The organism is Kitasatospora sp. NPDC007106 (assembly GCF_040634455.1).
GTDB classification, from domain to species: domain Bacteria; phylum Actinomycetota; class Actinomycetes; order Streptomycetales; family Streptomycetaceae; genus Kitasatospora; species Kitasatospora arboriphila.
Genome location: NZ_JBEYFP010000127.1, coordinates 1 through 12,836, shown reverse-complemented (window position 1 = coordinate 12,836; position 12,836 = coordinate 1). Strand labels below are relative to the sequence as shown.

At 76.2% G+C, this 12,836-nt stretch carries 4 protein-coding genes; all 4 read right to left on the bottom strand.

Annotated features, from left to right (window positions below; all coding sequences use genetic code 11):
• Positions 1–1,324, bottom strand: a 1,324-nt coding sequence (locus ABZ641_RS14005) for an acyl-CoA dehydrogenase family protein (protein WP_359981684.1), incomplete at its 3' end; no start/stop codon positions are given.
• Positions 1,321–2,952 (bottom strand): PfaD family polyunsaturated fatty acid/polyketide biosynthesis protein, encoded by a 1,632-nt coding sequence (locus ABZ641_RS14000; RefSeq protein WP_359981682.1) that lies wholly within the window; start codon positions 2,950–2,952, stop codon positions 1,321–1,323. The genes ABZ641_RS14000 and ABZ641_RS14005, both read right to left, overlap by 4 nt.
• Positions 2,953–2,981: 29 nt before the next feature.
• Entirely contained in the window at positions 2,982–10,310 is a 7,329-nt protein-coding gene (locus tag ABZ641_RS13995) for a beta-ketoacyl synthase N-terminal-like domain-containing protein (protein WP_359981679.1), read from the bottom strand.
• An 83-nt stretch (positions 10,311–10,393) separates the two neighbouring features.
• Positions 10,394–12,836, bottom strand: a 2,443-nt coding sequence (locus ABZ641_RS13990) for an SDR family NAD(P)-dependent oxidoreductase (RefSeq protein ID WP_359981676.1), incomplete at its 5' end; no start/stop codon positions are given.

Below are 12,836 nucleotides of genomic sequence, written 5' to 3'. Positions count from 1 at the left end.
GGCCGGCGATCGCCGCGAGGGTGCCGGTCGGCAGGTCGCGGCCGCGGGCGTTGAGGTCGAGCCGGGCCGGGTCGTAGGGCGGCAGCGGCGCGTCCAGGGCGAAGACGGTCGCGGCGTCCCCGGCCGGGCCGGCCGGGGCCTTGGCGAGGGCGGGCAGTTGGCCGGTGAAGGAGCGGAGGTTGGCCAGGGTGCTGGTGTCGACGACCCGGACGAGGGCGGCGTCCCGCTGGAGCTTCTGGAAGAGGCCGCCGCCGGGACCCTCGGTGCGCAGCACGGCGCGGGTGGCGAGGGTGGCGCCGCAGCGGGCGATCGCGTCCTCGACGGCCTCGGCGACCACGTGCTTGGCGGCGCAGCCCCAGATGCTGAACTGCTCGGGGGCGAGGTGGATGCCGCGGGCGGCGGTGAGGGCGACGGCGTCGGCGGCGAGCAGCGCGGCCGCGGCGATCGCGGACTCCCGCCGCTGGTGGGGGGTGTCGAGGAGGCGGCTGCGGCCGGTGCGGCGTTCGGCGGCGAAGCCGAGGGTGAGCCGCAGGGCGGTGTCGGCGCAGCCGAGGCTGCCGGCGGTGGACATCAGCCGGACGACCTGCTGGGCCTTGACCGCGGCCTCCAGGGCCTCGCCGGGCCGGCCGACGACGCGGTTCCCGGGGACGGGGAGGCCGTCGAAGCGCAGGTGGGCGAAGTCGATGCCGCGCATGCCGCCGGTGGGCACGGCGGGGCCGCGGTCGAGTTCGGGCCCGGCCGCGGCGAGGTCGAGCAGGACGGCGGTGAAGGAGCCCGGTCCGCGCTCCCCGGTGCGGGCGACCACGTACGCGGCCTCGCAGCGCTGCCCGAGGCCGACCATCCACTTCTCGCCGGTGAGGCGCAGGCCCGGTCCGTCCGGGTCGCGTTCGAGGCGGGCGGTGTTGGCGAGCAGGTCGCTGCCGTGCTCGGCCTCGGAGAGCGCGAAGGCCACCGCTCCGCCGCCGCGCAGGAGTGCGGCGACCTCCTGCTGCTGGGCGGGCGAGCCGTGCAGCCGGACGCAGGTGGCGGCGGTGATGGAGAACATGGTGGCCGGCATGGCGTTGAGGTCGCGCCGGGCGGCGGTGCGGACGAGCAACAGGCTGCGGTCGAAGGAGCGGAAGGTGCCGCCCCAGTCGGCGGGCAGGTAGTCGAGGTGGAAGCCGGTTTCGCGCAGGGCGGCGGCCAGCGCCTCGGGGTACTCCCCGGCCTCGTCGCGGCGGGCGGCGGCGGCGAAGCCGTACGGGTTGGCCGGGTCCTCGGCGGGGCCGAGCGTCTGCTCCAACCGCGCGGCGGCGGAGCCGAGTCCGTCGAGCGGGCCGGTCATCTGGCGCCCTCCAGGGTGGTGACCGCGGACTCCAGCGGGACGGGCCGGTAGTCGGCGGCGGCGGCCGGGACGTGCACACCGGCGGTGCGCAGCTGGGCGATCCGGGTGTGGAAGGCGGCGCCGCGCATCAGGTGGTGGGCGACCTCGGCGACCCGGCGGTTGCCGGGTGCCTTGAGGTAGCTGGCGGTGACCCAGTCGTTGAAGCTGCCCATCGCCGGGCCGCACCAGATCTGGTAGTCGAGGGTGCGGTCGGGGTCGCCGGTGACGGCCCAGCGCGAGCTCATCCCGAGGTACCAGCGGAAGACCAGGGCCATCCGCCGCTTGGGGTTGCCGGCGGCGCGGGCGAGCTGTTCGGGGTCGCGGCGCTCGAAGTAGCCGACGCACTCCTGCCAGACGTCGGCGAGCGGGCGGCGGAAGACCTGGGCCTCCAGCCGGGCGCGCTCGGCCTCGGGCAGCGCCTCCAGTCCGTCGTACGCCTGGTAGAGCTCGTAGAGCTTCTTGGCGCGCATCGGGAAGAGCGTGCCCTTCTTCAGCACCTGCAGCTCGACGCCCAGTTCGAACATGTCGGCGGCGGGGGCCATCTCGCAGTCGGCGATGCCGGCCTCGGCGAGCAGCGCCCTGGCCGCCTTGGAGGCACCGGACTCCACGCAGGACTGGTTGACCGAGCCGGTGACCACGTAGGCGGCGCCCATGGCGAAGGCGGCGGCGACGGCGGACGGGGTGCCGAGCCCGCCGCCGGCGCCGACCCGGACGGGGGCCGGGTAGCGGTGCTCGCGCTGCACGGCGTCGCGCAGCCGCAGGATGCTGGGCAGCAGGGCGGGCAGCGGCCGGCGGTCGGTGTGGCCGCCGGAGTCGGCCTCGACGGTGATGTCGTCGGCCATCGGCACGTACTTGGCGAGGTCGGCCTGGAGCGGGGTGATCAGGCCCTGTTCCAGCAGGGCGCTGACGGTGGCGGCGGGGGCCGGGCGCATGAACCGCTCGGCGGTCTCGGTGCGGGAGATCTTGGCGATCACCCGGTGTTCGGCGACCGGTCGGCCGTCCGGGCCGGGGCGCAGCCCGGCCAGCCGGTAGCGGACGATGTGCGGGCTGAGCGCCATGAAGGCGGAGGCCTCGACGCAGCGGACGCCGTGCCGCAGGAACAGTTCGACGGCCTCGCGTTCCAGCCGCTCCTCGCTGGGGCTGTGGATCAGGTTGACGGCGTAGGGCAGGCCGGGGATCTCGGCGGCGAACCGGGCGAGCGCCTTCGCGATGCTCTCCGGCAGCAGGCCCGCGGCACCGAAGGAGCCGAGGAACCCCTGCCGGGCGAGGGCGATCACCAGGTCGGCGGAGGCGATGCCGCCGGCCATCGCCCCGGCCAGGTAGGGCTGGCGCACGCCGTGCGCGGCGAGGAAGGCGGCCGAGCCGAGCCGCTGCGGGGGCAGCGGTGCGGCGGCGGCGAGCAGCGGCAGGCCGCTCTCGCGGCCGCCGGACGGCACGGCTCGGCCGCCCGCGGCGGCGCCGATGCCCTGCGGGGTGCGGACGACGAAGCAGGGGCGTTCCAGGTCGGCGAGGGCCTGGTAGATCCCGGCCGGGTCGGTGCTCGGGTACTGCTCGCCCTGCCAGAGCAGTGGTGTCTGGGGGTGGTTCATGATGGGCTTCCGTCTCCTCGGGCGGGCGGTCAGGGGGTGGCCGACTGGGACCGGACCTCGACGGCCACGCCGGTGAGCTCGTAGATCCGCAGTCCGGGCTTCCACAGGTCGGCGTCGGCGACCACCACGAGCCGGCCGTCCTCGCGGCGGACCTCGCGGACGTGCACGTCGAAGCGGAGCTCCTCGTCGTGGCGGAGGATCTGGCCGCGGTACTTCCAGCCGAGTTCGACGTCGGTGGCGAGGGCGAAGTACGGCCGCTCGATGCCCTCGGCGAGGCCCTCCTCCAGCACGTACAGCCGCAGGGCCTGCAGCACGGCCTCGACGCCGAGCGAGCCGGGCATCACCGGGTCGCGGTGGAAGTGGCAGTCGAAGTACCACTCGTCGGGGCGCACCGCGCGGTGGCCGTGCAGGTAGCCCTTGCCGTGCCGGCCGCCGTCGCGGACCAGGTCGACCCGGTCGACGAGGTGGAAGTGGCCGCCGGGCAGGTGCAGCAGGCCGCCCGCCGGGTCGGTGAACGCGGGCGCGTCGTCGGGGAGTTCGATCCGCCGGACGCGGTCGGCGGCGGGCTTCTCCTGCTCGATCCAGGGGGCGGCGTACTGTCCGGCGTCCAGGCCGGCCTGGTTGGCGAGGGCGGCGTCGCTGAAGTACCCGAAGAGGGACTCGCCGGTGTAGAAGACCTCGCCGTCGGCGGAGAGCTCGTAGCTGAACTTCTGCAGCACGGCGCCCTGGACGGCGCTGGTCATCAGCAGCTTGGAGTGGTGCCGGACGGTCCTGCCGCGCAGGTCGAGGTCCTTGACCAGGGTGGCCCGCCCGTCCAGGTTGCGGATGGCGTACTCGGTCTCCGGCTGCTTGAGGGTGGCGCCGAGGTAGTAGCCGAGCAGGATGGCGGCCTGCAGCGAGGTCTCCATGTGGACGCAGTTCGGCATGTGCGGGTGCGCGTTCTGCGCGTAGTACCAGGCGTCGGCCGGGGAGTCGTACTCGGTGACCATCTCCGAGCCCGGGCCGAGGTCGCCGCGGACGCCCTTGAGCTGCATGATCCGGTCGACGAACTGGAAGTCCCCGTTGGGGATGTACGGCGCGCGGCTGCTGCGGTACACGTCGAACTCGGGGCCCATCGCGGTGCCGAGGTCGCCCTTGGCGGCGTGCGCCAGGTGCAGCTCGTTGATCATCGCGGGTTCGCCGGAGCGGTTGCGCCGGCCGAGGAAGGCCGGCACGCCGCCGGTCTCCGGCCGGTACGGGGTGCCCTCCTTCTCGCGGATCTGGATGCCGAAGTTGCGCATCCGGATGACCGGCTTGTCGCCCAGGTACACCAGGACGTCGGCGATCACCGAGGGCCGCGGGAGCAGGGTGAGCTCCATGACCTCGATCTCGTAGCGGATCTCCCGGTGCTGCGGGGTGATCTGGCCGCGGACCTGCACCTCGGTCTGCAGGCCGACGACGGTCTGGAAGCGGGCGTCCGGCAGCACCAGGTGCATGCCCTGGTGCAGCAGGTAGGTCTGCAGGGCCTGGACGGCGCCCTCGGCGACCATCGAGCCGGCCAGCACCGGGTCGTCGGGGAAGTGGCACTCGAAGTACCAGGCGTCGGGCTGCAGTTGCTTGGTGGCGGTGAGGGCTCCGAGGCCGCGCGGGCCGCCGGTGCGGTCGATCCGCAGCTCGTCGATCATCCGCAGCCGCGCGTCGGGCAGGCGCAGCGCCGGGTTGAGGCCCTCGTCCTGGGCGTGTTCGGGGCCGAAGACCTCGCCGGGGCGGCCCTGGGCGAGCAGTTCGAGGTCGGCGGCGGTGAGGTGGTCCTTCCCGGTGCGGGCGAGCGGCTTGAACCACGCCTTGGTCAGGGCGGCGCGGGCGGCCTTCTCCTTGGCGGTGACGACCACGCCGAGCGGGGTGTCGAGTTCGGCCTGGCTGAAGAACCCGGCGGAGGCGTCCTTGAGTTCGAGGATCAGCTCGCCGTCGGCGTAGCAGAGGTAGCTGAAGAAGAAGAGCGTGGTGTCGCCCTGGGTGACGAACCGGTTGATCGAGATGTCGTAGCGCAGGGTCTGCCCGGCCCGCGGCAGGTCGCCGTGGAAGACCAGGGTGGAGTCGAGCAGCCGGTAGACCCGCTCGCCCCTGTTGCGGAAGTCGATGCCGAGGTAGCTGATCAGCAGCAGGTCGCACTGGCCGGCCTCGATGGCGACCGCCGGCGGCACCCCGCCGTCGACGGCGTACCAGGCGTCCTTCGGTACGTCGTACTCGGTGCGGATGAAGGACGGCTGGTAGACGCCGGTCTCGGCGCGCAGCTCGGTGACCCGGGTGACGAAGTGGTACGGCGGGGCGGGCAGCCGGACGCGCTTGGCGTAGCCGTCGATCTCGGCGAAGGCGGGGCCGAAGACGTCGGCGACCCGGCCGGTGGCGAAGGCGAGCAGGTCGTCCTCGTCCCAGATGACGCCGGGCTCCCCGGCCGGGACGACCGCGGTCGGCTCCAGCACGGCCGGCACCGGCACCGCCTGGACGGGCGCAGCCGGGACGGGCGGCAGTTCGAGCCGCGGGGCGAGCTCGATGGCCTGCCGCTCGGGCTCCGGCACCGGCGCGGGGTCGGCGGGCGGGGCTTCGAGCAGCGCCTCGGTGCGGGCCAGGGTGCTGTCCTGCAGGACGCGCTGGGTCTCCATCACCACCGAGTGGGTGGCCATCAGCTGGTCGCGCAGTTCGCGGACGAGGTCCTGGGCGCCGTAGCTGCCGCTCTCCGCGGCCGGGGCGGTCGCTGCCGGTGCGGTCGCCGGCAGTGCGGTCGCCGGCGGTGCGGCGGGGGCCGGTGGCGCGGGCGCGACCTCGGCGGCCGGCTCGCTCCACGGCAGGAAGGAGATCGGCTCGCCGTCGAAGGCGATGACCTCGGGGTCGGCGAGGGTCGGGTCGGCGGGCATCTGCTCCTCCGGCGAGAGGGGGGACGGTCCGGGCGGGCCAGACGGCGCTGCCGGCGACGAAGGGCGGGGGTCTCCGCCGCCCGCCGCACGGGCGGCGGACGGGGCGGGAACGGCGGCGACCGCGGCGAGCACGGGCTCCGGCGCGGCGGCGGGTACGGGGGTCGCAACGGTCTCGGCCAGCAGTTCCGCGGCCGCGGCGGCGATCCCGGCGGGGACGGACGCGCCGCCGCCGACCGGGAAGAGCACCCGGCGCCGGGCGGGCACCGCCGGCGCGGGCCCGAGCAGGCCGACGAGGTCGAGCGGTACGCCGTGCGCGACCAGCCGGGCGGCCAGCTGCGCGACGGTGCGGGCGGTCGGCACGCCGCGCCGGTCCACGGAGACCGCGACGTGCGGGGTGTCGCCGAGCGTCTCGCGCACCCAGCGGGTGCAGGTGGCGCCCGGGCCGACCTCGACGAAGTAGCGGAAGCCGCGGTCGTGCGCGGCCCGCACCAGCCGCGGGAAGTCGATCGTGGAGCGCAGCGTCTGCGCGATCCGGCGGGCCGTCTCCGCGCTGTCCAGGGCCGGGACGGGCCCGTAGTCGTAGGCGCTGAGCAGTTCCAGGCCGCCGGCGGAGCCCATCGGGTGGTCGTTGAGCCCGGCGAGACCGTCCAGATCGGGGTCGACGACCGGGCAGTGCATCACCCCGTTGACGGGGGACCTGGCCGCGGGGCAGCCCAACTCCTCGATCAGCGCCCGGCACTGCGCCGGGTCGCCGGCGATCACCAGCTCGCCGGGGGTGTTGACGTGGGTGAGGAACACCCGGTCGTAGCGGGCGAGCGCGGCGCGGACGCGCTCCGCGTCGGCCAGCAGCACGTGGCCGGCCCAGACCGCGGAGTCGGGCACGGAGTCGGCCAGGCCCCACTGCTCGCGGACGGCGGTGCGCCGCCCGTTCAGCCGGTGCCGGAAGATCGGCGTGGCGCTGATCCGGTCGTCGCGGCGGGCGCCGCGCTGCCAGCCGCCGGTGGCGAACAGCATGCTGGACTCGCCGAGGCTGTAGCCGAAGGCGCCGTGCGCCCGGACGCCCAGCAGGTCCCGCACCAGGTCGGTGTACAGGATCGCGAAGGTGGTGCCGGTGGCCAGCATGAACGGCAGGTCGTCCCCCAGCTCGGCCTCCAGGGCCATGAGTTCGCGACGGCCGGGGTTGATCCGGGTGCGCGGGTGCAGCCGGGCGGCGCGGAAGGTGTCGTCGGGCCGCTCGACCTCGGCCTCGAAGCGCTCCAGCAGACCGGGGAAGGCCCGGAAGAGGTCCCGGCCGAGCCCCGGGTAGGAGGTGACCGCGCCGGGGTAGACCAGCGCGACCTTGCCGTCCGGGCCGATCGGGCGCGGGGTGAAGCAGCTGCCGGCCGGGGTCGCCCACTCCTCGCCGCGCTCCCAGGCGCCGGGCAGGTCCTTGGCGGCCGCGGCGAGCTGGCGGCCGAGTTCCTCGGCGTCCCGGCCGACCAGCACGACCCGCGGGGTGCCGACGGGCAGGGCCTCGGCGGCGGCCCGGGCGAGCGCGTACGGGTCGGCGCCGTCGGCGAGCAGGCCGCGGTGGCGTTCGACGGCGGCCAGCATTCCGGCCGGGTCGTCCGCGGCGAGGGCGAGCAGCACCGGGCCGCCGGCCCGCTGCCAGGCCCGCTCCTCGACGGCGCCGCTGGTGGCCGCCGCCGAGACCACCAGCCGGCCGTGCGCACCGCCCTCGGCGATGAACGAGACGGCGGCGTGCCGCCGTCCGGTCCGCTCGGTGCGCAGCCAGGGGCGGGAGGTGTCGGCGAGGTGGCAGCCGGTGGCGGCGAGCCGGTCCGCGAGTGCGGGGGCGGGCCGCTGCCAGCCGGGGACGCCCGGCAGGTAGCCGTGGTGGACGGCGAGGACGGCCCGCAGCAGACCGGCCATCGCGGCGGCGCCCCGGGCGTCACCGATGTGGGCGCGGGCGCTGCCGAGCGCCGGGCCGGGGGTGCCGGCGGGGTGGACGGCGGCCAGCGCGGCGAGTTCCGCGGCGTCCTCGGCGGCGGTTCCTGCCGCGTGGGCCTCCAGGTAGCCGATGTCGGCGGCGGTGATCCCGGCGGCTTCATGGGCCAGGGCGGCGGCCTCGGCGAGCGCGCCGGCGTCGGCCTCGGGCAGCGCGCCGTCGACGGGGGCGGCGTGCCGGACGGCGACGGCGTCCAGCCGGGCGTAGGCGGGGCGGCGGCCCTCCCCGGGGCGGGTGAGGACGACCGCTCCGGCGCCCTCGCCGATCCGCCAGCCGCCGGTGTCCGCGCCGAAGGCGAGGCCGGGGCCGGTGGCGGGAGCGCCGTGGGCGGCGGTCCGCTGCACCAGGTTCTCGGGCGAGCCGGCGAGGTCGACGGCGCCGACCAGGACGGCCTCCACGCTGTCGTCGAGCAGCAGCAGCCGGGCGGTGTCCAGGGCCTGCGCGGTGCCGGCGCCCTCGGCGGAGACGGTGAAGGACGGGCCGGTGAGGTTCCACAGCGAGGAGATCCGGCTGGCCATGATGTTGCCGATGTAGCTGAGCACCTCGTTGGCGACGATCGGCTCGTGCACGCCGTCGCGGGCGATCGCGGTGAGCCGCTCGCGCTGTCCGTCCGTCAGGTCGGTGCCGGCGAGCAGCTCGCGCAGGTACGCGGCGATCCGGTGGCGGGCCAGGTGCAGGTGGGCGGAGGGCTCGATCTCCATCGCGACGACGACGGCGATCCGCCGGGCCTCGGGTGCGGAGGTGCCGGGGGCGGGTGTGCGGCTGTACCCGGCGTCGGTGAGCGCCTCGTCGGCGACCTTGGACATCAGCGCGTGCTGCAGGTTGTAGTTGCGCAGGTCGGCGGGCGGGATCCGGTGGTCGACCGGGTCGAGGCCGACGGTGTCGACGAAGGCGCCGACCGGCGGGGTGCCGGGGCCGACCCCGGCCGCGGCGAGGGCGCCGTCGGTGCTCTCCTCCAGTCCGCGCCAGCGGCGTTCGGGCAGCGGGCGGAAGGAGTCCAGCCCGTCGTGCACGGCCCGCTCGAAGGCGGTGGCCGATTCGAAGGCGCCGAAGTGCGCGCCGAGGCCGACGATGTCGGGCGTGGGCAGGGCGGTGGGCAGGGCGGTGGGCAGCGCGGTCGCCGGAGCGGTCGCGGCCTGCGCCGGGACGGCGTCGGAGAGCACCACGTGCGCGTTGGTGCCGCCGAAGCCGAAGGCGGAGACGGCGGCCCGGCGGGTGCCGGGGGCGGCGGGCCAGTCCCGTCCGGTGCGGACCAGGGCGGTGGCGGCCGCCCCGCCGGGCCCCGGCACCGGCTCGGTGACGCCGACGGTCGGCGGCAGGTGGCCGTGCTCCATGGCGAGCACCACCTTGAGCAGGCTGCTCAGGCCGGCGACGGTCAGCAGGTGGCCGATGTTGCCCTTCACCGAGCCGAGCAGCGGCAGTTCGCCGTGCGCGCCGAAGAACCCGGCGACCGAGGCGGCCTCGGTGGTGTCGCCGATCGGGGTGCCGGTGGCGTGGCACTCCAGGTAGTCGACCTCGGCGGGCGAGACGCCCGCGGCCCGGTAGGCCAGCTCGTAGGCGCGGTGCTGGCCGGCCTCGTCCGGCACCAGCAGGTGGCGGCCGCCACCGTCGTTGGACAGGCCGATGCCGTCGACGACGGCGTGGATCCGGTCGCCCTCGCGCAGCGCGTCCTCCAGCCGCCGGACGGCGACCATGCCGGCGCCCTGGCCGGTGAGGATGCCGGCCGAACGGGCGTCGAAGGGCTGGCTGAACCCGTTCTCGGGGTAGGCGTGCAGGTCGGAGAAGCAGAGGTGGATCAGGGTCGGGTCGGGGGCGCAGACGCCGCCGGCGAGCACCAGGTCGGCCTGGCCGGTGGCGAGGTGGTCGCAGGCCAGCTTCAGCGCGTACAGCGCGGAGGAGCAGGCCGCGTCCAGGGCGTAGCGGGGGCCGCCGAGGCCGAGGGCGGCGCCGACGATCCGGGCGGGCGCGCCGCTGACCCGGGCGTCGGCGGGGTCGCGGCGCGGGGCGGTGTCGGGGCGGCCGGGCAGGTCGAGGCCGGCCCGGCGCAGGCCGGTGCGGACGGCCTGCTCGACCAGCGGCAGGCTGAGGTCGGCCGAACCGGGCGTCGGGAACGAGTAGTTGCCGAGCACCAAACCCGTCCGGGCGAGCAGCTCGGGGCGGTCGAGGTGGCCGCCGGTGCGCAGCGCCTCGCGGGCGGTGTGCAGCGACCAGTGGAAGACCCGGTCGAGGCCGGCGAGGCGCTCGGCGGCGATCCGGTAGCCGGTCGGGTCGAAGGCGAAGCCGCGGACGAAGCCGCCGCGGGTGCAGGTGATGCGGTGCTGCGGGTCGAGGTCGCGGGGGTCGGCGGGCGGTCCGAAGACCTCCGGGCCGCCCTCGGCCCGGCTGTCCGTCCCGCTGACGAGGTTCTGCCAGAACCGGTCCGGCGTCTCGGCGCCGGGGAACAGGCAGGACAGGCCGACGATGGCGTACGTGCTCATGGAAGCGGTGGTCCCTCCGGTCCGTGCGGCGGTCCGGCCGGCCTGCTGGGGTGCGGCCGGCCGGACCTGCCGGGTCGGGTGCGTCAGCTGCGGGCGAACTTCGCGGCCAGCTGCGGGGTCGACACGAGGCTGACCCCGCTCAGCCGGGCGAGGACGCGTCCGCCGTGGCCGACGGCGGTGACCGTCAGGCTCGCCGAGGTGCCGTTCACCGAGGCGGGTTCGACCACGGCGAGGAAGGTCTCGCCGTCGGCCGGCGCCCGGTGCAGCTCGACGCGGGCCACCGAGAGCGGCAGGCTCGCCGTGGCGCGGAACAGCCGCATCCAGACCAGGCCCGCCTGCAGCAGCAGGTCGGTCGTGCCGGGCCGGTACAGCGAGCCGGCGAACGCCCCTGCGGCCGCGGCCGGTTCGGGCAGCGCGCACTCCAGCACCACCCGGGACTCGTCCTCGGCCAGCACCCGGCGGACGCCCTGCAGGGCGGCGCCGTGGAAGAGCGTGCCGTCGGCGTAGAACCCGCCGGCTTCGCGTCCGCCGCCCGCGGCCGGCAGCCCGGCCAGGGTCGGGTGGTTGAGCTCCGTCGCCGGGTCGTTGCCGAGCACCACCGTCGCCGCGTAGTGCGGGCGGACGGTGCCGTCCGCGGCGACCGAGCGGATCACCACCTCGGTGCTGGCCCGGTCGCCCGCCGGGGTGGCCGCCAGCTGCAGCCGCTCCGGCAGCGCCTCGTCGAAGAGGACGCCCTTGTGCACCGCGAAGTCCCGCACCTGGCGGACGGTTCCGCCGCTGAGCCGCTCCACCGCGCCGACCGCCCAGCCGAGGGCGAGCGCCGCGGGCAGCACCGGCACCCCGCCGATCACGTGGTCGGCGACGATCGGCTCGGCGGCCAGCGCGGCCGCCGGGCGCTCCAGCACCACCGCGGCGGCGGGCACGGCCGGCTCGCGCACCGACAGCGGGGTGGTCGGGCCGAGCACGGTGACGGTGTCCTCGGCCCGCCCGGCCGCGAACTGGCCGGTGAACAGCGCCGTTCCGGTCTCCACCGGGATCAGCGTGATGCCGCGCTCCTGGAACACCGCCTTGATCTGAGGCGAGACCATCCCGCTGTCCCAGGCGCCCCAGTTGAGCGAGCTGACCCGGGCCGCGGGGTGCCGCCGCCGGAACGACGAGGCCCAGGCGTTGAGCACCTCGTTCGCCATCGCGTAGTCCGACTGTCCCTGGTTGCCGAAGAACCCGGCAACCGACGAGAACAGCACCACGTGCCGCAGCCGGTCGGCCGGCAGCGCCTCCACCACCGCGCGCAGCCCGCCGAGCTTCGGCGCGAAGACCCGCTCGACCTCGGAGGCCCGCTTGTTGGCGATCAGCTGGTCGGCCAGCACCCCGGCGCCGTGCACCAGACCGGTGACCCGGCCCGCGTACGGTGCCAGCGCGGCGGCGGTCGCGGCGGCGTCGGTGATGTCCACCGCCAGGTACTCGGCCTCGGAGCCGGCGGCCTTCAGCTCGGCGAGGGTCTCGCGGACCTCCCGCTCGCCGACCACCGCCCGGTACAACTGCTCCACCCGCTTCGGGGTGGGCTTCTCCCCCTCGGCCTTGAGCCGGGCGACAGCAGCGGCCTTCAGCTCGGCCGCGCCGGTCACCCCGGCCGCCCAGTCCGGCTCCTCGCCGAGTTCGGTCCGGCCGAGCAGCAGCAGGCCGGGACGGTGGGCGCGGGCCAGGTCGGCCACGCAGCGGGCGGTGATGCCGCGTCCGCCGCCGGTGACCACCAGCAGGTCGTCCGGGCCGACCTCGGCAGCGGTCGCGGAGCCGGGGTCGGCGGCCAGGCCGGTGGGCCGCTCCGCGAGCGTCAGGGCGACCCGGCGGCGGCCGTCCAGGCCCACCTGCACCGGCTCGGCCGAGGCGTCGGAGACCTCCGCGAGCAGCAGTTCCGCGGCCGCGCGGTCGGCGACACCGGGCGCCAGGTCCACGGCCCGGCAGAAGACCTCGGGCGCCTCCACCGCCAGCGTCTTCACCAGGCCGCCGTAGCCGCCCGCGGGGACGAGGTCCTCGGCGACACCGGTGAGGCCGAAGGCCCCGTCCAGCCGGGTCACCGTGACGAAGCACGCCCGGCCGGCCGAGGCGGCCCGGGCCAGCGGCTCCACCAGGTGCTTGGCGACCAGCAGCCCGTGCGAGAGCCGGCGGACGCCGTCCGCCCACTCGGTGTCCCGGCGGGTGTCGAAGACCACTGCGAGCGCGACCGGTCCCTCCAGCACCTGCTCGGTGCGCTCGGCGAGTTCGGTCGGGCCCCAGCCGGAGAGCGCGTGGTCCTCGACGCCGTCGATCCGGCGGGCGACGGACGGCAGCCGCAGCACCCGGACGGGCCGGCCCTGCGCCAGCAGCCGCTCGGCGACCAGCGGCACCAGGTCTCCGCCGTCGTCCACGAGCAGCGCCGCGGCGCCCTGCGGGTAGGCGTCCACCAGCACGTCCGGGGAGGGGAGTTCGAGGAGCGCGGCCTGCGCCCGGCCTATCGCGCCGGCGGGCGCGGCGGGCGCGGCGGGCTCC